Source organism: Flavobacterium sp. LK-23, from assembly GCF_058135255.1.
The window spans coordinates 17,150-41,132 of sequence record NZ_JBYUVT010000004.1 but is presented as its reverse complement, the minus strand read 5'-3'; the positions used below and the strand labels follow the sequence as shown (position 1 = coordinate 41,132).

General features: G+C 34.1%; 27 protein-coding genes. 11 read left to right on the top strand and 16 right to left on the bottom strand.

The genetic code is table 11. From position 1 onward, the window contains the following. Positions 1-161 precede the first annotated feature (161 nt). A complete protein-coding gene (locus AC3Y25_RS07795; RefSeq protein ID WP_489902347.1) occupies positions 162-3,401 on the bottom strand; it encodes a CheR family methyltransferase in 3,240 nt (1,079 codons plus the stop codon). 365 nt (positions 3,402-3,766) lie between these two features. On the opposite strand from AC3Y25_RS07795, the gene AC3Y25_RS07790 reads away from it, so the two are divergent. The 7 genes from AC3Y25_RS07790 (at position 3,767) to AC3Y25_RS07760 (ending at position 9,045) form a co-directional block, all read left to right on the top strand. Beyond that, the gene (locus tag AC3Y25_RS07790; protein ID WP_248727391.1) at positions 3,767-3,952 is read left to right on the top strand and encodes a hypothetical protein; all 186 of its coding nucleotides are present in this window, start codon (positions 3,767-3,769) and stop codon (positions 3,950-3,952) included. A 25-nt stretch (positions 3,953-3,977) separates the two neighbouring features. After that, positions 3,978-4,634 carry a DUF6766 family protein gene (locus tag AC3Y25_RS07785; protein ID WP_489902346.1) on the top strand — a complete coding sequence of 219 codons (657 nt, stop codon included), beginning with the start codon at positions 3,978-3,980 and terminating at the stop codon, positions 4,632-4,634. Positions 4,635-4,763: 129 nt separating this feature from the next. After that, the gene (locus AC3Y25_RS07780) at positions 4,764-5,591 is read left to right on the top strand and encodes an STAS domain-containing protein (protein ID WP_489902345.1); all 828 of its coding nucleotides are present in this window, start codon (positions 4,764-4,766) and stop codon (positions 5,589-5,591) included. Positions 5,592-5,633: 42 nt separating this feature from the next. Then, the gene (locus AC3Y25_RS07775; protein ID WP_379795715.1) at positions 5,634-6,008 is read left to right on the top strand and encodes an STAS domain-containing protein; all 375 of its coding nucleotides are present in this window, start codon (positions 5,634-5,636) and stop codon (positions 6,006-6,008) included. Further along, positions 5,965-6,402, top strand: a complete 438-nt coding sequence (locus tag AC3Y25_RS07770; protein WP_489902344.1) for an anti-sigma regulatory factor — start codon at positions 5,965-5,967, stop codon at positions 6,400-6,402. The genes AC3Y25_RS07775 and AC3Y25_RS07770 overlap by 44 nt, the downstream gene beginning before the upstream one ends. Then, positions 6,395-7,408 carry a SpoIIE family protein phosphatase gene (locus AC3Y25_RS07765; protein WP_489902343.1) on the top strand — a complete coding sequence of 338 codons (1,014 nt, stop codon included), beginning with the start codon at positions 6,395-6,397 and terminating at the stop codon, positions 7,406-7,408. The genes AC3Y25_RS07770 and AC3Y25_RS07765 overlap by 8 nt, the downstream gene beginning before the upstream one ends. 5 nt (positions 7,409-7,413) lie before the next feature. Further along, on the top strand, positions 7,414-9,045 hold the full coding sequence (locus AC3Y25_RS07760; protein WP_489902342.1) for a sensor histidine kinase: 1,632 nt from the start codon (positions 7,414-7,416) through the stop codon (positions 9,043-9,045). A 49-nt stretch (positions 9,046-9,094) separates the two neighbouring features. On the opposite strand, the gene AC3Y25_RS07755 is transcribed toward AC3Y25_RS07760, so the two are convergent. Both AC3Y25_RS07755 and AC3Y25_RS07750 read right to left on the bottom strand, forming a co-directional pair. After that, positions 9,095-9,655 (bottom strand): DinB family protein, encoded by a 561-nt coding sequence (locus AC3Y25_RS07755; protein ID WP_489902341.1) that lies wholly within the window; start codon positions 9,653-9,655, stop codon positions 9,095-9,097. 55 nt (positions 9,656-9,710) lie between these two features. After that, positions 9,711-10,217 (bottom strand): Crp/Fnr family transcriptional regulator, encoded by a 507-nt coding sequence (locus tag AC3Y25_RS07750; protein WP_489902340.1) that lies wholly within the window; start codon positions 10,215-10,217, stop codon positions 9,711-9,713. 315 nt (positions 10,218-10,532) lie between these two features. Between AC3Y25_RS07750 and AC3Y25_RS07745 the strand changes: the two genes are divergently transcribed. After that, positions 10,533-12,251 carry an FAD/NAD(P)-binding protein gene (locus AC3Y25_RS07745; RefSeq protein WP_489902339.1) on the top strand — a complete coding sequence of 573 codons (1,719 nt, stop codon included), beginning with the start codon at positions 10,533-10,535 and terminating at the stop codon, positions 12,249-12,251. A gap of 109 nt (positions 12,252-12,360) precedes the next feature. On the opposite strand, the gene AC3Y25_RS07740 is transcribed toward AC3Y25_RS07745, so the two are convergent. Continuing rightward, positions 12,361-12,630 carry a hypothetical protein gene (locus AC3Y25_RS07740; protein ID WP_489902338.1) on the bottom strand — a complete coding sequence of 90 codons (270 nt, stop codon included), beginning with the start codon at positions 12,628-12,630 and terminating at the stop codon, positions 12,361-12,363. Positions 12,631-12,823: 193 nt separating this feature from the next. Between AC3Y25_RS07740 and AC3Y25_RS07735 the strand changes: the two genes are divergently transcribed. After that, positions 12,824-13,399: a hypothetical protein gene (locus AC3Y25_RS07735; RefSeq protein WP_489902337.1), complete on the top strand. Its 576-nt coding sequence runs from the start codon at positions 12,824-12,826 to the stop codon at positions 13,397-13,399. 3 nt (positions 13,400-13,402) lie between these two features. Beyond that, positions 13,403-15,523: a cation:proton antiporter gene (locus AC3Y25_RS07730; protein WP_489902336.1), complete on the top strand. Its 2,121-nt coding sequence runs from the start codon at positions 13,403-13,405 to the stop codon at positions 15,521-15,523. 56 nt (positions 15,524-15,579) lie between these two features. On the opposite strand, the gene AC3Y25_RS07725 is transcribed toward AC3Y25_RS07730, so the two are convergent. The 5 genes from AC3Y25_RS07725 to AC3Y25_RS07705 all read right to left on the bottom strand — a co-directional run bounded on the left by AC3Y25_RS07725 (position 15,580) and on the right by AC3Y25_RS07705 (position 19,749). Then, positions 15,580-17,088: a sensor histidine kinase gene (locus AC3Y25_RS07725; protein ID WP_489902335.1), complete on the bottom strand. Its 1,509-nt coding sequence runs from the start codon at positions 17,086-17,088 to the stop codon at positions 15,580-15,582. 301 nt (positions 17,089-17,389) lie between these two features. Next, complete coding sequence (locus tag AC3Y25_RS07720; protein WP_489902334.1) at positions 17,390-17,911, bottom strand: hypothetical protein; 522 nt, start codon at positions 17,909-17,911, stop codon at positions 17,390-17,392. A gap of 238 nt (positions 17,912-18,149) precedes the next feature. Then, entirely contained in the window at positions 18,150-18,905 is a 756-nt protein-coding gene (locus tag AC3Y25_RS07715) for an SDR family NAD(P)-dependent oxidoreductase (RefSeq protein WP_489902333.1), read from the bottom strand. Between the two features lie 25 nt (positions 18,906-18,930). After that, on the bottom strand, positions 18,931-19,293 hold the full coding sequence (locus AC3Y25_RS07710) for a DoxX family protein (protein ID WP_427874441.1): 363 nt from the start codon (positions 19,291-19,293) through the stop codon (positions 18,931-18,933). A gap of 15 nt (positions 19,294-19,308) precedes the next feature. After that, a complete protein-coding gene (locus AC3Y25_RS07705) occupies positions 19,309-19,749 on the bottom strand; it encodes a nuclear transport factor 2 family protein (protein ID WP_489902332.1) in 441 nt (146 codons plus the stop codon). A 99-nt stretch (positions 19,750-19,848) separates the two neighbouring features. Between AC3Y25_RS07705 and AC3Y25_RS07700 the strand changes: the two genes are divergently transcribed. After that, positions 19,849-20,232, top strand: a complete 384-nt coding sequence (locus AC3Y25_RS07700; protein ID WP_489902331.1) for a winged helix-turn-helix transcriptional regulator — start codon at positions 19,849-19,851, stop codon at positions 20,230-20,232. A gap of 101 nt (positions 20,233-20,333) precedes the next feature. On the opposite strand, the gene AC3Y25_RS07695 is transcribed toward AC3Y25_RS07700, so the two are convergent. The 7 genes from AC3Y25_RS07695 to AC3Y25_RS07665 form a co-directional block, all read right to left on the bottom strand. Then, positions 20,334-20,618 (bottom strand): hypothetical protein, encoded by a 285-nt coding sequence (locus AC3Y25_RS07695; protein WP_489902330.1) that lies wholly within the window; start codon positions 20,616-20,618, stop codon positions 20,334-20,336. A gap of 74 nt (positions 20,619-20,692) precedes the next feature. Next, positions 20,693-21,088, bottom strand: coding sequence for a hypothetical protein (locus AC3Y25_RS07690; RefSeq protein WP_489902329.1), 396 nt, complete (start codon positions 21,086-21,088; stop codon positions 20,693-20,695). A 116-nt stretch (positions 21,089-21,204) separates the two neighbouring features. Continuing rightward, complete coding sequence (locus tag AC3Y25_RS07685; protein WP_489902328.1) at positions 21,205-21,759, bottom strand: YceI family protein; 555 nt, start codon at positions 21,757-21,759, stop codon at positions 21,205-21,207. A 5-nt stretch (positions 21,760-21,764) separates the two neighbouring features. Then, positions 21,765-22,190 (bottom strand): cytochrome c, encoded by a 426-nt coding sequence (locus tag AC3Y25_RS07680; RefSeq protein ID WP_489902327.1) that lies wholly within the window; start codon positions 22,188-22,190, stop codon positions 21,765-21,767. Between the two features lie 19 nt (positions 22,191-22,209). After that, on the bottom strand, positions 22,210-23,052 hold the full coding sequence (locus AC3Y25_RS07675; RefSeq protein ID WP_489902326.1) for a DUF5777 family beta-barrel protein: 843 nt from the start codon (positions 23,050-23,052) through the stop codon (positions 22,210-22,212). Positions 23,053-23,075: 23 nt separating this feature from the next. Further along, positions 23,076-23,468: an OB-fold protein gene (locus AC3Y25_RS07670; RefSeq protein WP_427874435.1), complete on the bottom strand. Its 393-nt coding sequence runs from the start codon at positions 23,466-23,468 to the stop codon at positions 23,076-23,078. 29 nt (positions 23,469-23,497) lie between these two features. Beyond that, positions 23,498-23,902 carry a winged helix-turn-helix transcriptional regulator gene (locus AC3Y25_RS07665; protein ID WP_489902325.1) on the bottom strand — a complete coding sequence of 135 codons (405 nt, stop codon included), beginning with the start codon at positions 23,900-23,902 and terminating at the stop codon, positions 23,498-23,500. Positions 23,903-23,983: the final 81 nt, after the last annotated feature.

Genomic DNA, 23,983 nt, shown 5'->3' with positions numbered 1-23,983 from the left:
AACCCTTACTTACAGATTTATAGTTAGTTAGAGTTGTGATTTTTCTTTCTATCAAAAGTATATTATACTAATGTGACGTTTTTATACTTTTACAATATATAGTTCTACAATTACCAGTAATTCAGATAAATAAAAATAAATGAGATTGTTTTTTTTAAAATTTAGCTTTCAAGTAACGGAAGATAGACATTAACTGTTGTTCCTACAGAAGGTTTGCTTGAGACTTTAATAAAACCGCCATGATTGGAAATAATTTTTTGCACCAACGCCAGCCCTAGTCCGCTCCCATATTGCAAATCATTGCTTTCAAGTTTATAAAAGGGAGCTAATATCAATTTCTCAAAATCATCATTAAAGCCTATTCCGTTATCACTTACATAAAGCTTTATGAAGTTAATTTTAGAGTCGGCGCCTAATTCGATAATTTCTTCAGATTCGGGATAAGAGATGCCAATTTTTATTTCGGGCTGCGTATCCTTTCTGGTATATTTTATTGAATTGGAAATTAAATGCCTAAGCAGCAGCTGTATTTGTGGAGCTATAATTGCAATTGTTGGAAGAGGATCATTTATTATAACAGCATTATACACATTAATTACTCTTTTTAAATCACTTACTGTTTTTTTGAGAAGTATATTAAGATCTGTCTTCTTAAATTCTTTTTTAGAAAAGTTTATTTTTGAATAATCTATAAGGTCTTCAATAAGCTGATTCATATTTACTGCCGAGCTTAATAGTCTTTTTACATTATGTCTGCCAGATTCAGTGAGATTGGTTTCATTGTCTAAAATTTTTTTCCCAAACATATATATTTTTCTAATGGGCTCTAGTAAGTTGCCGCTGGCAGCATCTGTAAAAGATTCTAACTGCTTATTATGGTCGAGCAGTTCTGTGTTTTTGCTTTTTAACGATTCGCCACTGTGTTCTAATTCTGTAATATCTTCCAAAGCAATAAGAATCATGCCTTCAGGAACAGAGTTTAAAATGGGAGATGCATTTAGAATCATGATCTGTTTCTCTCCGGCAGAAGATTGAAATTCTATTTTAAAGTTTTCGACGATATTGTTTTGAGCCAGTTTTTTTAAAACAGTTTCTTTGAATTGCGGCCTATTCCATTGGCCGTTTATTATATCAAAAATTGAAAAGCCTTCTGTATTTTCTTCGTGGGTTTTAAAATATTTGTAAAAAGATGGATTGGCATTTTTGACTATAAAATTTTTATCAATAATAATTAAAGGTTCTCTTATGGTTTTTACAATCGATTCATAAAAATTGCGCATCGATGCGAGTTCATCACGACCGTCCTGAAGTTCAAAATTGATATAAGATAATTCTTTGTTATTAGACTGAAGCTCTTCTGTCGAAGTTTCGAGCTGCTCATTAATAAGCTGCAGTTCATCAGTGCTGCTAAGCAGTTCTTCATTTGTGGTCTGGAGTTCCTCAAAATAAATCTGCTGTTCTTCGGTAACTCTTTTAAAATCACCCCTCAGCTGCAGCAGCTGTCTTTCTAATTCTTCGGTTCTATTTTCGCCAGTTCGATTTTGTTCGGCAGGTGAAACCGTTTTTTTACAAAAAATAATCAATAATAATTCGATATTTGAAGGAAGAAATATAACCTCAAAAGAGGTTAAAAAAGATTGTTTTTTTACGCTAATATTTTCTCCAGAAAAGTTTTTTTTCTCATTACGGGCTTTTAAAATTGCATTTCTTAATTCGAAACCAATTTCTTCATAAACCATACTTAAAATATTAAAGCTCGGTTTTCCAACAGGCGGCTGTAAAAAGGGGCTGGTATCTCCATGAAAATGAACTATTTCTAATTCTTCATTAATGATTACAGCGGCAGGAGAATATTGCTCTAAAAGGATATCTGCGGCAATTTTTCTATAATCTATTTCATTGCTTGTTAAGGGTAAAGTATTTTTTGTTCTGCTAACAGCAGAATTAAAATCGGAATGGAAGATTTTACGTTTAATATCATCCTGTTTTCGAATATAGATCTTATCCTTTTTTTCTATTATAGTAAACAAATTTTGAACATTGTTTGCCGATTCCGATCTGCCCAAGAACAAATATCCCTTGTCTTTAAGCGCATAATGAAAGGATTCAAATATTTGATTTTGTAATTGTGAGTCAAAGTATATCAGTACATTTCGGCATGATATTAAATCTATATTTGCAAAAGGCGCGTCTTTAGTCAGATCATGCAGGGCAAAAACGCACTTATCTCGGATGTTTTTATTAACATGATAACCGCTGTCTCTTTTAGTAAAGTATTGTTCGATTCTTTCTTCACTTATATTTTTTACATCTTGTAAAGTATATATTCCAGAGCGGGCTTTTGCGATGCATTTTTCAGACAAATCGGAAGCGAAAATCTGAACCTGAATATCCTTATTGTTTATTTTATTAAGATATTCATCAATGCAGATAGCCAGAGAATACACTTCTTCGCCAGTTGAACATCCTGCAGACCAAATTCTTAAACTCTTATTGCTTAAATTTTCAATGATAGACGGAAAAACGGTAGAACATAAGTTATCAAAATACAGTTGATCTCTAAAGAAATAAGTAACAGGTATAAGGAAATCATAAAACAGAAGATCTTGTTCGCTAGTACTGCTTTTGAGTAGATTCAAATATTTTTCGATGCTATCTTGCCTAGTATTCACCATTCTTTTGGCGATACGTCTCCGTAGGGTTTGGTATTTATAATGATAAAAATTGGTGCCTGACCTTACAGATACAAGAGCTATAATTTCTTCAAACAATTCTTGATCACGATCTGATGTTTCTTCTTCAAAATAAGCGTGAGCGGCCAAATAACTATTTTGTACTTCAAGTAATTTAGAAACAATTTTTTCCGGTAATGCAAAATAATCTATAAATTCTGCTGTGTCATTTTGATTTTTATTAGATAAAACAGCAATAGTCGCACCGCCATATTCTTTTAGTTTTTTAAGTCCCGCCGCACCATCAATCGGATTTGAAGAAAGGATTACTCCAAAGGTATAGCTGTTGTAAACAGAGGAAAGGGATTCGAAAAATAAATCCATGCAATTGTTTACTCTGCTGCTTCGTGTTCGAGGTTTAAGTTTTAGTATGCCATTTTCTAAAAACAAAAAATTGTTTTCAGGAATAATATAAATATGGTCTGGAATTAATTCTATTTCACTGACAATTTCGGCAACAGGAATTTTAGAATATGTTGCGAGCTGTTCGGCTAGCTTTTTGGATTGAGGGAAATATAAATTTTCTATAATCAGATAACTCATTCCTGACACTTCAGGTATCTCAGAAATAATCGTCTTTAATATTTCAATTTCTGCTGATGTCGAGCCAATACCAACAACAGGGAATAAATTTGATGATGCTGTTGTTTCTATTTCCGATGTGTTCATGCATTTTAAGTTTTAAATGAAAAATATTCATTATGCTTAAAAATTATACTGAACCTCTTTATAGAAATCTAGATAATTATTATTAGGACATAACCCGTAAATTTAGGAAAGAGATTGGGGTTCTTTTTATAGAATTGACCTTACTGTTTTCATAATTAACATCTGTACTAACTAAATATGTCATTACTGTTGTGTTATTGAAATATAGTTTTTTAGTTTTTTGAGGGGAATAATGTAAATAATACATAGCAATGATATAAAGTAGTCCGGTCGAGCTTCTATATCTTTAGTCTTGAAATTGAATGGCATATTGTTTATTCTGAAGGAGGAAGTAAACACATTTTAATTATTAAATATAAAATATTATGTATAAAGAAGGACAACAGGTGCAGCAGGAATTTGGAACACAGGTTATGAAGGTTGTTGGCTTTGAACCCGATTTGATAGAGAATGTTATAACAGAGTGGGAGGATGAAGAAGGAACTATTGTAAAGGGAAAATTCATGGAATCTCAATTACTGCCTGCGGAAGATGAATTAGAAAAACAATAGTTTGCAATCTTTTACAATTAAAATCATGAAAAATTTTTTACGTAATAATGGACTTTCGATTTGTTTCTTTCTATTATTTATAGCCTCTTTTGTAGGACAGATTTTTTTTGGATTTGTAGAACACAATAAAGATTTAACAGAAAACGGCATCTCGCCAATCAGTTTATTTTCTTATTTCTCAACAGGACATTTTATAGAATCTACATTTGAAAATTGGGAAAGTGAATTTCTGCAGATGGCTTTATTAGTGGTATTGACAATTTTTTTGCAGCAGAAAGGTTCTTCAGAATCTAAGGATTTAGATAAACAGGAAGAAGTTGACAGAGAACCATCAGCCAAAAGAGAAAATGTTCCATGGCCGGTTAAAAAAGGAGGGTGGATATTAGCTGTGTACAAGCATTCTCTAAGTATTGCCTTGTTTTTATTGTTTTTTATTTCAATGGCCGCACATTTTTATGGAAGTTTAAAAGATGAAAATCAACAATTAGCATTGAAAGGTTTGCCGCTTGAAACCGCTTCGGCTTATATGGGAGATTCCCGATTTTGGTTTGAGTCTTTCCAAAACTGGCAGAGTGAATTTCTGTCGGTATTTGCTATAGTTATTTTTTCTATTTATCTGAGACAGATTGGCTCCTCTCAGTCTAAACCTGTAGATGCTCCGCATATGCAAACGGGAGAATAATTTTTTCTTAAAACGAATTATATAGATAACGAATTAGAGAATATTTTTTTTACAAGTATTTTCCGAATTTAGACAATTTTGCTAACATTAATTGTCTACATTTACATGAATATCCAAATATCACAACAAATGCAGAACAATCTCCTGGCAAGCTTGAAAGAGCACCAAAACAAATTATTGACCACATGGTCTGAGCTTTTAGAAGCAAGCGGTTCTACTGATGGAGCAACAGAAGAAGAAGAATCAAAAGAGTTCGCAGCCCTTTTACTTGATGTGTTACAACATTCAAATGGAAATACTGAATCACACGAATTTGAAAAAGTTCATGACTTGTTAATTGGAATTTCAAGTTCCAGAGGCAGACGTGGTTTTTCTCCCCGCGAAAATGCACAATATCTGATTGCTTTTAAAGAAGCAGCTTCTAAAATTCTTTCAGAAACAGCATCTGATTCTACAGAATTATACAACGCTAATTTGCAATTATCTACGCTGCTGGATAACATGACAATCTTAACTTTTGAATCGTATATGAAAGGACGTGAAGATGTCATTTCAAGACAGATTGACGAGATTAGTGAGATTTCGACACCGGTTATCCGTGTTTGGGATGGTGTTGTGGCACTTCCTATTATAGGAACCCTTGACAGTTCCAGAACACAGGTGGTAATGGAAAATCTTTTGCAGCAAATTGTAGATACAGGCAGTTCTATTGCCATACTTGACATTTCAGGTGTGCCGGCGGTAGATTCATTGGTAGCACAGCATCTTATAAAAACGGTGAGTGCAACGAGATTAATGGGAGCAGAGTGCATAATCAGCGGTATCCGCCCTGAAATTGCACAGACTGTGGTGCATTTAGGAATAGATCTTACTGGAATTATTACAAAAGCTTCGCTTGCAAGCGCTCTTCAAACAGCCTTTGAAATGTTACAGCTTACGGTTGTGAAAAGAAAATAACGAATTAAGATTACTGACATGGAAAGAATTCCAATACTCAAGATGGGAGATTTTCTTCTTGTTACCATACAGGTTGATTTGTATGACCAATTGGCTGAAAATCTTGAATCGGATTTAATAAATACTATAAATAAACATAATTCAAAGGGCGTCTTAATTGATATATCTGCCGTTTCTATTATTGATTCCTTTATGGGGAGAATTTTAGGAAACATCGCGGTTATGTCAAAAATTATGGATGCCCAGACGGTAGTGGTTGGTATGCAGCCTGCGGTTGCTATTACACTGGTTGAACTTGGATTATCTTTAAACGGTGTTATAAGTGCCTTAAATGTTGAGAAAGGCATGGATTTGCTTCGCGCGAAAATGTACAATGGCGATAACGAGGAGCAGACGTATGACGACAGCAACGAATAAAGAGGAACTGCTTATAGTAAAAGAGCAGGATGTAGTTCCATTACGCAATCGCGTAAAGGAATATGGTGTAAAAATTGGAATGAGCATTTTAAATCAGACCAAGTTAATTACTGCAACAAGCGAACTTGTCCGTAATCTTCTAAAGTACGGAGGAGGAGGGAAAGTTATAATAGAATCTGTAACCAATGGACGCGATCTAGGTGTGCGCGTAACTTTTATTGATAAGGGGCCTGGCATAAAAGATATAACTCTGGCCATGCAGGACGGTTATAGCACCGGAAAAAGTTTAGGTCTTGGCCTGCCCGGCACAAAAAGGCTGGTAAATGAATTTGATATACAAACCCAATTAGGAAACGGTACAACCGTAACTATAATAAAGTGGAAAAATGGATAATACTTTTTCCGTTTACAAAATTGACGATAGAAGTCTTATCGCTTTTATTAAACGAGAGATACATAATTTAGCACTTCAGTTAGGTTTTAAACCACACAGAGCTGCTGAAACCGATATTATTATTGCCGAACTTACTTCTAATCTTATTAAATATGCAGGCGGTGGAGATCTGCTTTACAGAGCACATCATAATGGAAGCTTTAATGAAATAGAAATATACTGTCTGGATAAAGGAACTGGTATTGATAATATTTCCAAGATAATGAAAGATGGCTATTCTACCTCGAGTACACTTGGTCAAGGTATTGGTGCTATTAAGAGATTAAGCAATGATTTTCAGATTTATTCTATGCGCGGATGGGGAACTGTCCAATATATTAAAATCTGTGATAAACCAGATTGTTCGATCCCAAATTCAACTACAAAATTGGATATGTCCGCATTAAGCGTAAACTATCCAGGCCAGCGAGTATGCGGAGACGGACATCATATTAAATATTCCAAAAAAGGTTTTCAGATTTTTGTTGGAGATGGATTAGGACACGGGGCAAATGCCCACGAAGCAGTTGAACAAGCAATTAGAGCTTTTAAACAATGTACAGAAAATGATCCTGTGGCAGTGCTTCGATATGTTCATGAGCATGTTAAAAAAAGCAGAGGGCTTGTTGCTACTATTGCTGCCGTTGATTATGAAGCAGAAAGCTGGAATATCTGCGGTATTGGTAATATCAACACACGTATTTATAACGGACTAGACAACAAAACTTATACGCCATATAATGGCATAATCGGTCATAATATTCCACGGACTATAAACAGCACTATAGTTCCTTACCAAAAACATCAAATTATTATAATGCATAGTGACGGGCTGAGAACAAGATGGAATTTAAATGAACTTAATTCTATAATTAAACAGAGTCCGGCTATTATTGCTTCTGCCTTATATAAAGATAATGTGAGGGGAACTGATGATGCTACAATTTTGGTTGGAAAAATAATTTAGGCTTTATGAAGGAAATTGTAAAAATTAATCTTGACAATGAAATGGACCTCATACTGGCTCACAAGCGTTCCATGAAAATTGCTGAAATGTGTGGTATGCCTGTGCCGTCGCAGACTCGTTTTTCTACGGCGGTTTCAGAAGTGGCAAGATGTTCCATTGCCAATGGAAAAAATTCGGTGCTGGTATTGGGAATCAATATTATCAGAGCGAGTCACAAAGAAATATTTGCTGTGCTTACCGATAAGGTCGATCTTAAAAAATGCAACCCCGAAGCCTATAAATATGCCGCCAAAATATCGGGCAATATAGAATACAATTATGCCGATAACAAATCGGTAACAACTTTAAGCCATCAGGTTCCTTCACCCGGACTTCTTTCAGATGCCAAAATAAATACTCTTGTAGATTACTTCAAGTATGAACCGCCCATTTCTGCTTATGATGAAATCAGAAAAAAGAATATTGAACTTGTAGCGCTTTCAGAAAAACTGGGGGAAAGTGAAAACCGCTACAGAACTCTGGTCGATACAATTCCTGTTTTAATCTGCATTGTCAACGACCGAAACAATGTGCTTGTAGCAAATAATGCATTTGAAAGCTATCTAAAAGTTCCTTTAATGGTTTTTGATAAAAAAAGCCTAGCAACATTTATACATCATGATGATGTACCGCTAATTGTTGAAGGATGGAGTAATACAAAAAAAAGCAAAGGAGATTTTTCTGCTGATATTCGAATTAAAAAAGAGGATAATTATATCTGGCATAATGTTTCTATTATGCCTAATAAATCTGAAGACGGTTCGATTAGCAGCTGGCTTATTTATTTTGTAAATAATCATGCCCAGAAAATGATTGTTGAAGCTTTAAAAGACAATTCGGAGCTGCGAAAGATGCAGCTTGAGCTGGAAAATGCAAATTCAAAGCTGAAATTCAAAAACAAGGAACTGGAACAGTTTGCTTTTATAACAAGTCATGATCTGCAGGAACCACTGCGAAAAATCATGATTATGATTTCAAGAGCAGCAGAACATTTAACCGAGCAGCAAAAAACGCTTTATTATTTTGATAAAATTACTTTGGCAGCCGGCAGATTATCTAATTTAATTTCAGATGTGCTTAATTACTCCCGTGTCAATAATCATGATAAATTTACAGCAGAAGTTGATCTTAATGATGTCGCCGCACAGACTTTAGAAGATCTGAGTCTTATTAAGGAAGAAAAAAAAGCGGTGATAAATTTGAGTCCGTTGCCAGTTGTTAATGGAATTGATACCCAGTTGCGACAGCTGTTTTATAATCTAATAAATAATGCATTAAAATTTAATTCAGCACAGCCAACAGTAAATATATCTTCCCGTATAATTTCATCTAAAAGCGACACCACTTTTGATCCTGCAGCTCCTTCAGGTAATTTTTATGTCATTTCAATTGAAGATAATGGAATTGGAATGGACAGCGAATATTCAGGCCGCATTTTTGATATGTTCCAACGGCTTCATCAAAGAGATCAGTACAGCGGAAACGGTATCGGGCTGGCATTGTGCAAGCGTATTGTTGAAAACCACAATGGGACTATTAATTTCACCAGTAAACCAGGACAAGGAACAACTTTTTGGATTTATCTTCCAAAGGATTAGCATTTGATTTTTACTGCTTTTATATTTCTGGAGTATTGTTTAATGATTTTTATAAGGTTAAGGTATTTTTAGCTGCCAATTGTATTTTTTCAATCTGCTTTAAATGTCTGATAATATGATTAATGAAAAACTCAAAAGTATCGCCAAGTTTTAGTGTTATTAATCTAGAGATCGATATTTTAGTTTTTACTTTATTCAAGCTTACATTTCGCGATTGTTGCAACAAATCCAGTAATTTGTACTGCTGGTTTATAAATTGGTCAATAACCGTTTTGTCAAGGTTTTCATTTAAAGGATTTTTATCCTTAAAAGTCTTCATTTTATTTAATTTTTCTTTAGGCAGCATACTTTTTGCAAAATAACTGCCTAAAAATCCGCTCTTAAAATCAATTTCAGCTTTATAGTCAGAATTTTTGATTTTCTTTTCTATTTCTGGCAGATAAAAATTTCCGTACCTGTTGAGGTGTTCCAAGCATTCCAGAATGTTCCAGGAAATCTCATCTTCTTTCCATGTTAATACATTTAAATCGTAAGTTTTTAGTTTTTCGGCTTCCTTTAAAATCTGTTTTGTCTGTTCTAAAAGAGCTTCAATAAATTTTTCTGACTGCATAATTTTAATTTTATGTAAAGGTCAAAAAATAGATTTTTATAAACCTTGATTGAAATCAAGACTTTTTGAGGCGTGATAAAGTTTCAGGACTCATTCTTAAATAGTTGGCAATATGTTTGTTTGGAATTTCCTGAAATAGCTGCGGACTTCGTTTTAAGACTCTTTCATATCTTTCTTTCGGCGAATTTTTCAGAAGGTCAATTTCGCGTTCCAGCTGTTGGACTGCAAGATTTTCCAAAATTTTGACCCATAAAATTGCGTTATTTTTTAAGGCTAAAAAATCATCAATCTGTTTTTTGGTTACCACTTTTAAAACGGTTTTTTTTATGGGCTGAATACACAAATTAGAAGGTTGTCCCGTTAAAAAAGAATCGAGAGAAACAACAAAGTTTTCTTTATATCCAAATCGAATGTTTTGTTCATCGCTTCCGTCTAAAACAAAAATTCTCACGCTGCCACTTTCTATATAGTATAAATTGGTATCTATACTACCATTTATTTTCAGAAATTCATTTCTGTTAATGGTTATCTCTTGGTCTGAAAGTGCTATGATTTCTTTCATTCTTTCTTTGTTTGTGATTTTGGTATTCGCTATGTTGGCAAAAATCTAAAATTAGATTCAAATTGTTCTCATAAATTTAGTCTTCTTTCAAACGTATTTGCTAAATATCAAATTTAATTAAACTTGAACTAAGTGATATCATGTAATTTATAGATAGGATTCTGTAAGACGCAGACCTGTATTTGATTTAAATTTAATGGTTGAAATTGCAAAATTTTAAAATGTAAAATAACATACAGAATATGGTATTATATCTTCCTGTATTTGTTATCAAAACCATGAAAAAAAATCTAAACCTCATAATAATTAAATTCAATGACCGCTGAGAATAAAAAACGTATTGCAATTATAGGAGGAGGTCCAAGCGGACTTTTTATGTATAAAAGACTGGTTGAATCTGGAAAGAATAATTTTGAAGTAGAAATCTTCGAACGTAAAGCTCAACTTGGTTCAGGAATGCCCTACAGCAGTGAAGGTGCGAATAATGAACATATTACCAATGTTTCAGGCAATGAGATTCCTGATATTGTAATTCCAATGTCAGAATGGATACACAATGCGCCTGTGGAACTGCTTGAAAGATTTAAAATTGATCCCCAAAAATTTAATGATTATAAAGTATTTCCCCGATTGTTTTTCGGGGAGTATCTTGACGCACAATTTAAAATGCTGATTGAGGCAGGATCGAAAGCTGGAATTAATTCAGAAGTGCATTTCGAAAGTGCTGTTGCAGACATTAAGTACGATGTGAAAAACGATACAATCGAACTTGAAACAGAGGAAGGACAGATAAAGGTGTTCGATTCTGTCGTTATTTGTACGGGACATAACTGGCCGAGAACTCATGAAGGAAAAATACCAGGTTATTATGATGCTCCTTATCCTCCTCAAAAACTAGTGCAGAAGTTTAATCATGCCATCGCAGTGAAAGGTTCTTCTTTAACAGCTATAGATGCTATTAGAACAATTGCAAGACATAATGGTTCATTTGAATCAGATAAAGACGGTAACTTGCTTTTCAATTTATATCCCGAAAGCAGCGAATTTAAAATTATGATGCACTCGAGAAGCGGTATGCTTCCTGCTGTACGATTCCATTTGGAAGATTCTCGACTTTCCAATGATTCTTTATTGAGCAGTGATGAAATAGAAGAGCACAGAAAAAATAATAATGGATTTCTGTCGCTTGATTTTGTATTTGAAAAGAATTTTAAAGAGATATTCCGTGACAGGGATTATAATTTTTATGAACGTATCAAAGATTTATCCATTGAAGATTTTGTGGAAGAAATGATGAAACTCCGCGAGCGTTTGGATCCCTTCCAGCTTTTAAGAGCCGAATATGTCGAGGCGGAGAAATCCATTAAAAGACAGGAATCCGTTTATTGGAAAGAAATGCTCGGAGTGCTTAGTTTTGCGATGAATCATCCTGCAAAATACCTTTCGGCAGAAGACATGCAGCGGCTTCAGAAAGTTCTCATGCCACTTATTTCCATTGTAATTGCTTTTGTCCCTCAGAAATCCTGTGAAGAGCTTCTTGCTCTTCATCATGCAGGCGTACTTGATCTTATTTCTGTAGGTTCTGACAGTACAGTCGAACCCCAGCTTAATGGTGGAATAGTGTATCACTTCAGCGATGATAATGATAAAAAGCATTCGGTTTATTATCAAACATTTATTGATTGTATAGGCCAACCTCACTTGGAGTATAATGATTTTCCTTTTAAAACGCTGTTGTCACAAAAAGCCGTAAGTCCTGCACGTTTAAAGTTTAAATCTAACCAAGCCGGCCATGCTGCTTTTATGCAGAATCAAGATACAGTACAAAAAGATGAGGCTGGAGCGTATTTTATGAATGTTTCAGGGATAGCTATAAATGACAATTTTCAAGTTATTGATCAGTATGGCGCTTATAATAAAAACCTTTACATTATGGCGGTTCCTTATATAGGCGGACTTAATCCGGATTATTCTGGCTTAGATTTTTGCGAAGCAGCTTCTCTCCAGATCATTAGCAATTTGTTGCCAGATTAATTACGTGATAGTTGTAATAATTTCAGTGGAAGTAATTTTGTGATAGTCTGCTTTGCTCTCCGTTAATCTAATTTCATCTCTAAATTTTGGAGTGATTTATAATAATATATTATCTGGTAATCTTACACAATCTAACAATCTGGTAAACGGCATGATTTTTTAATGCTAAAGAACGGACGATTTCTGGAATTCCTTGCATGCTTACTTCACGGATATAGCCGAATTCTGCTTCGGATACTATTTTAGAATGCTTTGAAATTATTTTTTTGAAGGTCTTAGATGTTTTATAAAGTTCAATGTAAACTAAATATATTGCATCTGAATATTCTTTCGGACTTCCTGTATTTTTCAGGAGTAAATTATAATCAGTTTTTTTCATGCCAGTTGGTTTTTATTGAAAATCAGTTCACTAATTTACTTTAATCTTTTTTAACTGTGCCTCTTACTTGCATTTTCTGCCTTAGTTATTGTAATTCCTTATCAACTTTAATGTTGGCTTACTGTTTTTTAAAGTTTTTTTATTTTGTATAGCGGTTTATTTTGGTTAAATTGTATATCCAAAAAAAAGATTTATGAAACAGTTACCTCTATTATTCATTCTTGGCTGTATTTTTATCTCGTGCGAAAGCAAAAAAGAGCAGGAATTGCTGAAGAGAGAAAAAGCTCTAATTGTAAGGGAAGAAGAATTTGAAAAAAAAGAAGCTGATTATAAAGCGCTACTGTCTATGCGTGACAGCATCTTTGCATTAAAAGATACGGTCAGTAATGATAATCTATTAATTACAGAATGGCCCGAATCACTTAAAGGTTTCAAAAATAGTAAGATGCTTTGTAGAGAATCAGACTGCAGCCAGTATGTTATAGGGGATCAGCGTAATGAAACTTGGGAATTTGTATCTGATTCCACTGGAATATATACGAATGTCATAAATAACAAAAAACTTGTTCGGGTATTTAAGGCAAAATATCTGAAAGATAAAATAATGCTTGAATTTAGCAGTGACAGTGTTTCAAAAAACAGAGTAAAAATGACTGTTGTCCTTGATGATATAAAAGAAAATGTCGTTAAAGGCACACAGACTATTACCGGACAGGATAACTGTTCTGCCAGATTCTCGGTGGAACTTACAACTCCTCAAAAAAAATAATTTATGTTATTAAGTATACAGCACGTCAGTCTTCCTATTGAAGATCCGGTACTAAAATTCCTTATCGAACTTATCATAATTTTATGTATTCCTCTTTTATTGAATAAAATAAAAGTACCGCACCTGTTGGGACTTATTATAGCCGGTGCAGTTATTGGTCCAAACGGATTTAACGTTCTTGCCAGAGACAGCAGTGTAGTGGTAACAGGAACTACAGGACTGCTTTATATAATGTTTCTTGCTGGTCTGGAAATAGATATGGGGGACTTTAAAAAAAATAAATGGAAGAGTATTACTTTTTCGCTGTATACCTTTATTGTGCCATTTGCTCTTGGGCTTATAGGCGGTTATTATATACTCCGCTTTTCGCTTTTAAGCTCGGTATTATTTGCTAGTCTTTTTTCATCACATACTCTTATTGTATATCCTATGGTAAGCAAACTAGGAATCGCCAAGAAACTCGCTGTAAATGTTACTGTTGGCGGAACTATGATTACAGATGTGCTTTCGCTGGTAGTGCTGGCTGTTGTAGTGGGTATGTCGCAGGGAGAAGTCGGAACTTCTTTCTGGGTCACGCTTTCTGTTTCTATGCTGGTATTTGCTTTAGTTGTTTTGCTTCTTTTCCCCATAGCAGCGCGGTGGTTTTTTAAGAATGTAGAAGACAAGATTTCCCAGTATATTTTTGTTATTGTAATGATTTACCTTGCTGCTTTACTGGCAGAACTAGCAGGAATAGAGGCGATTATTGGAGCATTTTTTGCAGGTCTTGCCCTAAACAGACTTATACCGCACACTTCATCACTTATGAATAGGGTAGAATTTGTAGGAAATGCTATTTTCATTCCATTTTTCCTGATTAGCGTCGGTATGCTGATTGATTTTAATGCTTTTATCCAGAGCTGGGAAACGCTAGGAGTAGCTGCAGTTATGCTTATAGCTTCAATAGGGGGGAAATATGCAGCTGCTTTTTTAACTAAAAAGACATTTAATTTTACAGATGATGAAGGCAGGCTTATTTTCGGAATGAGTGCAGCTTCTGCAGCGGCAACACTTGCTTCTGTAATGGTGGGATATAATATCATCTTATCTGAAAATGAAGCAGGAGAGCCTGTGAGGCTTTTAAATGAACATGTGCTTAATGGCAGTATCCTGCTTATATTGGTTTCGTGTACGATTTCATCATTTGTATCAATGGCAAGTGCCCAGAGGATTGCCGATGCAGATAGAGAAGAAACCGCGGCAGGTGAGGGTGATGAAGAAGAGAAAATTCTGCTGGCTGTAAATCATGAGCATACGGTTGAAAAAATGGTTAATCTGGGACTTCTTATAAAAAGCAGAAGTAATATAGACAACCTTTTTGCACTCAATGTAATTAACGAAGATAAAAGTGAATCATCTCAAAAAAATGCAGAAAAGCTACTGGGTGCGGCCGTAAATATGGCAGCGGCGGCTGACGTTAAACTAAATCCGATAACGCGGCATGATAATGATGTAATTTCAGGGATTAATAATGTGGTGAAAGAACAGAATATTACTGATCTGCTTATTGGTCTTGAAGAAGAAAAAGGATTTTCATCTTCATTTATTTATAATCTTTATAACGGTTATCTGCAGAACAAGCATATAAATTTGATTATCTATCATGCAGTACAGCCGTTGTCAACCATTAAAAAGTATGTTGTGCTAATTCCTGCTGATTCAGAAAAAGAACCGGGATTTTTCCATTCTTTATTGAGAATTTGGAATATCGCAAAAAATTCGGGAGCAAAAATGAGTTTTTACGCAAACGAAAAAACTATTACTGTATTAAAAAGTATCATTAAAAAATCTAATATAGAAGCTGTTTTTAATCCTGTAGCTTCATGGCAGGAAGCCGAACAGACTGCAGGAAATCTGGAAGAAGACGAAGCACTTATTATTTTAATGGCCGACAGAGGTATGTATTCTTATTTTCCTCAGATGAAAGAAGTGCCTGAAATTTTAAATAAAAAACTCAGCAATAACAATTATATAGTAATTTATCCTTTTTCAAAAATGGACAATACTGTTACAGAAAAAAGAGCTGTAAGCAACCTTGATGATTTTGCTGATATAGGGAACATTATCGGCCGAATTTTTAAGTAAAGAATTTAGCTTGATCTGGAGTACCACAACTTAAATGTTGTATTACGAAGTATATTTTAAATAGTTTTTTTTCCTTGGTTTAGAGGAAGAGTTACGGTAAATTCGGCACCATCATTTTCCTTTCCTGTAGCAGTGATAGTTCCGTTATGTCTTTCGGTTATTTTTCTGCATAGGGCAAGGCCGAGTCCGGTTCCTTCGTAATCGTCTTTGGAATGTAGTCTTTCAAAGGCATTGAATATTCGTTCCGCATATGCACTATCCAGCCCGATACCATTATCTTTAATTACTATCTGGACATGTTTTTTGCCTTCATGCTCTACAATGTTACATGTTATTATAACTCTGGGAGGTTCATCTGCTTTAGAAAATTTTAAAGCGTTGTGTATTAGATTATAAAATAACTGGTGTATTAAAATAGGAGCTCCTTCTATTTCATGAAGTTCACTTGTAAAAAGGATAGCATCTTTTTCTTGTATGATAAGTTCGAGATCGATTTTTATGTTTTCAATTATTTCATTAAGATTTATTTTTTGGACCTGCTGAATTGATTTGTTGAGAGTTGAATAAGCTAATGTACCTTCTATTAAGGTCTGCATTCTCTCGGCAGACTGATCCACTTTATCACTATATTTTTTTATATTTTCAATTTTTTCAGCTTCAATTTCTTTTTTTAATAAACCGTTAAAAATTTTGATTTTTCGTACAGGTTCTTTTAAGTCATGAGTAACCATATTGGCGAAATGAATTAGATTCTCGTTTGATTCTCTAATCTCTTTAGTGCTTTCTTTGATTTTTTGCTGAAGATCTTTTTCAAACTTTCTCTGATCGCTAATGTCCTGTATAATTCCGATGATGCTAGAAGCATTCCCATTTTGATCTTTTATGATTTTTCCGTTGACTTTTACCCATCTTTCCGATTTATCATCATTTATAATCCTTGCCTCATAAACTATTTTTCCTGTAATTAATGCATCCTGATGTGCTTTTTCTCTTATTTGCAAATCCTCTGGATGCATTCTTTTGAGAAGCATTTCAGTGTCTGATGCTTCATCAACAGACCATAATTCATTAAAATTTCCAGAAGTAAAAGTTTCCTTAGTCAGTAAATTTATTTCGTAAGTTCCCATTCCAGAAGATTCAACTGCTATTCGGAGTCTTTCATCTGCACTCTGTATCTTCTGCTTTATATTATGCATGTCAGTTATATCGGTTCCATTTTTTAATAGACCGTAAATATTTCCATCTTTACCATAAAGAGGAGTAAAACTGTAATTGAAATAATGCTGCGTTATTTTTCCATCAATGACTAAATCGATCAGCTTGTCTTTTGCATAAAATGGTATTCCTGTATTTAATACCTCAAGAGCCTGAGTCATTATCTCGTGTTTGGGTGTTTCAGGAAGTACATCAAAATAATTTTTTCCGATAACCTCGTTTCCTTTTCCCCATACAGAGATCATCGCAGGATTAGCGAGCTCTATTTTAAGATCATTTCCAATTAAAACAGCGATAGGAAGAGGTGTGTTGTCCACAATGTTTTTTAACAGCGATACATAATCATACATGGCGGATATTTTTTTGGTGCTTACAAATTTAGAATCAAACAAAGTGGAGGTGTTATATCAAAGCGTGTTAATATTTCATAATTTCAATTAAGAAGAAGAACTGCCAATTTTTTATATACTTAGCAGATTTTTAAATTTGATATACTGATGATTAATTTTTAAAGAGAAATTTTGTTCTGCTAGAGTATTGGAATGCCCATTAATATTTGAACCTAAATAAGAATATGCTTTTTTACGGAAAGCATCAATTTGATCTAAAAAGGGAATAACAAATAGGGAGAAATTCAAAGAAAACTCTTTGTTAAAAGCCATTAACAGCATCAAAATTTTCAGTCGCAGTATGAAGGAGAATTTCCTTCTCAAATACTGCGGTATAAAGCATCTTTTTCTGTCGTGCCAGTGTCATAAGGTTGTTCAGGCCAGCGTTCAATTTATTGTTTTTTAATGTTCGAAGCATTTCTTGCTGCTCTATTTCTTGTCTATCAAATAGATGAAGTTCTTTAAGAGACTGATAGTATTCAAGTGAGGCAGTTTTTAAGGATTCACCTTTTGGAATGCCGTCAGTAGAAAGCTTTTTGATATCGCCAATAAGTAGGTCAAACTCTTTGCGCTGCTGATCAACAGCTTTTAAAGCTCCTTTGTAATCCTCTTTTACTAGACAATTGAGCTTTTTTTCTCCTGGACCTTCTTTTCCAATAGTAATTTCAAAAGCCCTACGTTCCCATTGATTAGTCAACTCCTTAAAATCGGCTGCATTTGAGGATTCACAGGAACTTATTATTATAAATAAAAATGCTGTTATATAAATGCCAAATCTCATCATAATGATAGTTAATTGATTTTACTTTTAATTCTGAAAATTATTTCTTTTAAAAACGTCAAAACGATTGATGTAGAAATCTAAATTTCATAAAATCTTTAAACACTAATTTACATATTATTAAAATCGTATGAAAAAAAATAATCTAAATTGAACATCATTTTGTAAAATCTCATTCAAATAAAAAGAGAGAACCCCGAAAAGTTCTCTCTTTTTAAAATTTTCACTTATACTATTTGTTTTACTTGAACCCGCCTGATACTTCTACAGTTTGTCCTGTAATTATTTTTGATTCGTCTGAAGCAAAAAATACGGCCATATTTCCGATATCATCGGGCGTAGCCATGCGGCCTAAAGCGCTTCGTTTTACAGTTCCCAGAATGACATCTGAATCTAAACTGGCTCCTAATTTTGCAATACCTTCAGTAAAAACTCCGCCCGGTCTAATAGAATTGACTCTGATGTTCTTCGGTCCTAGTTCTTGTGACAGCGCATAGGTTATAGAATCAACAGCGCCTTTTGAAGCAGCATATACCACAGAGTAAGGTTCTGGTCTAGTGCCGGCAAACGAACTGATGTTGATAATGCTTCCTCCATTTTCATCAAACAAAGGTGCGGCTTCTTTTGATGCTAAAAGAACACCAAGCACATTTATGTCAAATGTTTTTCGATATGATTCTTCTGTAAATGATTCTAGCAATTCAAATTCATAAATACCAGCATTATTTACCAATGCATCCAAACGTCCATACACTTTTATTGTTTCCTGAAAAAGTCGTTTTACATCTGCCAGTATAGATATGTCTCCCTGCACTGCAACAGCGCTACCACCAGATCTAATTATTGCAGCTACAACTTCTTCTGCTTCTTGTTTACTTGAACCATAGTTTACTACTACTTTGGCTCCAGATGCAGCCATTTGTTTTGCAACACCAGCACCAATTCCTTTAGATGCACCAGTTATTACGACCACTTTGTTTTCTAATATTCTTTTCATTTTTTGTTTATTTATTTTTTGATTTTTATACTGATTTCGGAGCTCCTATAAAGATATATTTGTCACGAAGAAATGCTGTGATCCATATTAGGGACAAGGGTATCGCCGGATTAAGCATTGAACCATCATGTGATAATTCTGTTGCCATTGCTCCAGCAAAATAGCAGGAAAGCAGGATAAAACCAATTCGCATGGTTTTGGGAAAGATAAATAAGAACGCAAAAGTCATCTCCATTAAACCGAGAGCCGTCGCTGCATGAGGCAGATTGAATTTTACGAGTCCATTAACGGACCACGGAAGCTGGATGGCTTTCATAAGACCGCTTAAAATTACCATCACAGTAGTTAATATGAGCAGCGTGGTTGCAAGATATTTTTTAGTTTTCATCGGTGTTTAATGAAATTAATTAGCAAGTTCTCTAACCTCTATCATGATAAAATGCCCGATACGATTTTTTATCAGCCATTTTTCATTATGGTTTACATATTCGTCCTCATATTTAACGCTGTATTCTGAAAGAATATCTTTTCCTTCCACTTCTCTAATCATCTTTAATTGAGAGAAAGAAATGCCCGAAGCGGTATCTCCATCGATTTTTACTTTATGCTGTCCATTCAATGTAAAGTAGGTTTTTACATGTCCCGCATGCTGATTGAATTCTTTTTCCATGTTTTCTCTTTGCGAAACCGAAGAAACTAAAGCTCCATTCATATAAACTTTATAAGTAACATCTGGGGTAAATAAATCCATTACCTCTGAGATTTTTTTCTCGTCACCTAGAGTAGCGTAATCATCGATTAGGCTTCTTAATTCCTCTTTTACTTTTAGATTTTCTAGTGTCATGATTTTATTATTTTTAAAATTATTTAGCAAAATTAGAGTACATTTGCTTACAATTTGTTAGTCGTTACCAAAAGGTTAGTGACTTCTAAAATGATAGTTATGTCAGAATCAAAAGAAAAAAAGATCGAAAGCAAGGAATTTACGGAAGAATGCAATACTGTACTTATGGCGGTTTCTGATGCATTATATGCCATTGGAGGGAAATGGAAATTGATGATTATCATTGCAATGGCGAGAGGAAATAAAAGATTTACAGAAATTCAAAGACAGGTTACTGGGATTTCTGCAAGGGTTCTTTCGAGTGAGCTTAAAGAATTAGAGCAAAACGGTTTTATACTTAAAAAAGTGGCTGTGGGATATCCTGTAAGTATCGAATATGAACTGCTTCCTTACAGCCAAACTTTGGAAGAAGTTGTGGGAGCTATGACTAAATGGGGGATACAGCATAGGGAAAAAATCCGAAATGAAAGTAAAAAACAATAAGCGCAATTAAAAAAGAAAGAGAATTCAATTGAATTCTCTTTCTTTTTTTAAGCTTTTAATCAATAAAATCAATTCAATTTTTAATGAGTTTTATCGAAAAACTAATTCCATAGAATCTTACTGTTTATCGCCATAAGACCTTTTATGGTAATTAAACTTTGATCAGTATCTGAATTAAGAAAAATGTAACCTTGAGAGTTCATTAAGACTAAGGCATCCAGCAGTTTTGCCTGATTTGCCCTTTCAGCAGCGCTATTATCAGTAAATTTCGAAATATTAGGCACTGCTGTCACAAGCTTTGTTAACTCTTCAAAAGTGCAGCCCATGCTATATTTTTCAGCTAGTATCCTAAGGATCTTTACAAAAAAAACAGAAGATGGTTCCATATATAATCGCTTTAATGTTATATACGAAAATTGATTCTTTTTAGATTATTCTTATTACTCCAGTTAAATTGAATTTATACTTTTGGATAAAAATGTCTAAGAATTTGATTTGGCGTTTTAATAACTTCTTTGCCGATTGCGTCAAACCATTTTACTTCTTTTGTTACTTCTGCACAGCATTCGTTTTTGGAGTTAAAAAAACAGCTTTTAATATTGATTTTATCCGCTATATAACAATGCTTCATTTCAACTAAAAAATGTTCTGTAAACATCAGGTTTTTATGGATGATTAATTCATGATTTCCTTCCTGTAAACCTAAATGCATATAATTAAGTTTCTCTTTGGAAAGCCCATTGTAAAACAAAAAATGGTATAACAATCGTACAGTATATGAAATATATGCGGTATCTTCCATGACCATATAATCATTTACATCTTCTCCGGTAACAACATAATTTTTACAGATCATTTTTAATGTGATTTAAGGTTAAAAAAAGAGACCGGCGTAATAAGTTTACCGGCCTCCAGAATGTTAGTCATGTTTAGTACGCTTGCAAATCTGAATAGATTCGATTCTTAAAAGAATTATTTAACCAATAAGAAATTGTAATTAATCTTTATTTTGTCAGCAATTTTCTTTCTGACAAGACTTGGTATTTCAATATCAAAATCTTCAGGTTTTGCTTCAAATGTGCCAAGAGCATTAACTCCATTTGGAGCTTTGGAAATTTTTACAATCACAGAGACTGGTTTTGTTTTTCCGTGAATAGTAAGATCTCCTTTTAATGTGAAATTTTTAGGAGAACTTGTAATTTTTGAACTATCAAAATCTTCAATTTTACCTTTGAAAGTCGCTTTTGGAAATTTTTCAGATTCCATATAATTTTCATTAAAGTGTTCTTCCATCAGCGCTACTTTAAACCGAAAACCTTTTATAAGCACTAAACTGGCAAAATCTCCTGTTGTTTCATCTAGAACTGCTGATACTGATTTGCTTTCGGCAGCAACTTCTTCGTAAGAAGGCATTGATGCCTGAAACTTTATATTTCCTGTTTTTGTTATCAGTTTTTGTGCAACCCCTTCGTTATTCGCAATTATAATAAGCAGTAGCGCAAAGAAATTAATAAATGATTTTTTCATAATAATTAATTTTCTTTTAGACCATCGGTGTTCCATTTTACTATTAAATCAATATTAGCCTGAGCCATTCTTCCACCTTGAGGCATAAGTCCCTGCTGGCCGCTTTGAAGTTGGATTCTCCCCAATAAACCAGCACTTTCTACAGCAGCCTTTACCTGAGCAAAAGTAGTAAGTGGTCTGAAGGCTGCAGACCTTCCGCTAGCGTGGCAGCTTATGCAGTTGGCATCAATAATAGATTTCACATCTTTACTGTAGGTAACCGAAGTTGTTGGATTTGTCGGGTTCGTTGGGTTTGTCGGATTAGTAGGATTCGTCGGGTTTGTTGGATTTGTTGGAGTAGTAGGTTGTGGTTCGATATCCTGCATTGTGTCAGAATCGCTGCAGCTTGCCAGTACAGCCAGTAAAATTGTGAGTACGATTGTTTTTTTCATGATTTATTGTTTTTAATTGTTAGAAAACTCTGTATAGATTAAAGCCAAAGAAGAAATCCCCTTTACCCCAGTCGCCAGAAGCATTGGTAAGGTATCCGCTCTCACTCATAGATTGTGAATTGGTAAAGATTAATTGAAAAACGTGTCCGCCTGTTTCCACATCAAGACCTACAGACAACGGATTTTTATAAAAGTCAGGTTTGTCAAAATTGTGCATGTATTCTAAATTGACAGATAATCTTTTCGTGATTTTATAGCGGCCGCCACCTCCAAAAGAAAACTGATTGTCTCTTTCGATATCAGGAGTGTAAAGGTTTTTGTGTATAAAAGACGGTACTAACTCTAATGAGAATTTTTCACTGATTTTTCTAGATATTAAAACCTGCTGCACATACGTCATACGATGTTTAAATTCTAAACCTGGATATTGGTCTTTTTCTAAAAAAGTATTAATATCTGCAACGCTATACCCAACAATGTCCAGCGGAAAATTATCGTTTTGTCGTGCTACTCGGTACTTCAATCCGGTTTCATACATTTTGTTTAAAGTATGTCTCGAAAGGCTGACAGATAACCAATCTGTAACACCATAGATTCCTCCAAGTTTTGTGGTTGCATTGTCAAGACCAAAAAAACTGTCAAAGCCATCTTTTACAGTCCCAAAACGATGCGAAACCACAAAATAGAATTCTTTTTTAGCAGGCATTTTTGTGGTCTGTAAGGTTACCAGCTGTAAAGCTTTAAAAGTAGCTGTAGAATAGCTTTCTTCTGTTTGTGTAGAATCAAGACTCTTCAATAAATCATCCTGAGGGTAAGCCATTGTAACTAAAAACAGGCAGAACGGAACTAGAATTTTCTTCATAAATTAATTGTTATTTGTTTGGTTTATTTAACAGTGCATTGGTCTATTTTGACTTCCATAAACAGTTCGTCATATCCAATGCATTTGCCTTTAATCGTCATTTTGCTGTTGGTCATTTTGTTTTTCAATTTTTCTTTAAAAAGGCAGAAGACAGTATTTTCAAGTATAATTACAGAGTCGGTTTCTTTGGTTGCCTTACCTGTTATTTCAATAGTTTTGTTGAGGTATAATGAATCTGCTTTTTTAGGATCTGCGTTATAATCTTCAAGAAGTTTTTTGGCAGTTACGCTAAAATCTGGCGCTTCAGATGCTATGTTACGGGCTTCTTTAAAGACAACTCCATAATAAAAGTAGATTCCAGCAGAAACAATTAGTAGTAATACCGCGGTTACAATTGCTATTTTTTTTCTTTTCATATTTGGTTTGTATTGGTGATAAATAATAATCAGTCAGCGTTTTTTTTTACCTGATGGCCTTCATCCCGTATTTTTTTTCGATGCTGAATGCCAAAATCCCGTAATGATTTGATAATAGGCTCAAGTGATGAACTGTAATCGGTTAATTGATATTCGGTTTTAGCGCGGCTTTGATTATCCGTTTTCTTTTCGACAAATCCGTTTAGTTCCAGTTCTTTCAACTCTTCGGCTAAAACTTTGGATGTGATTTTCTGCACTTCCTTTTTAATTTCAGAAAACCGTTTGTTGCCTTCCATAAGTGTCAGGACTATCGGAATTCTCCATTTTCTGTTAATAATGTAAAGAGCATCCATGATGGGCACTATTTCAGATTTGCATTTTGATGCAAATTTGATCTGCCGTTTATTAGATGTTGCATTTTCTGGTGTATTCATACTTAAAACTGTCTCAAATCAAATGATGATTCTATAGTGAAACAGCCTTAGTAAAGATTACCCTACCAAAGAATTGTGATT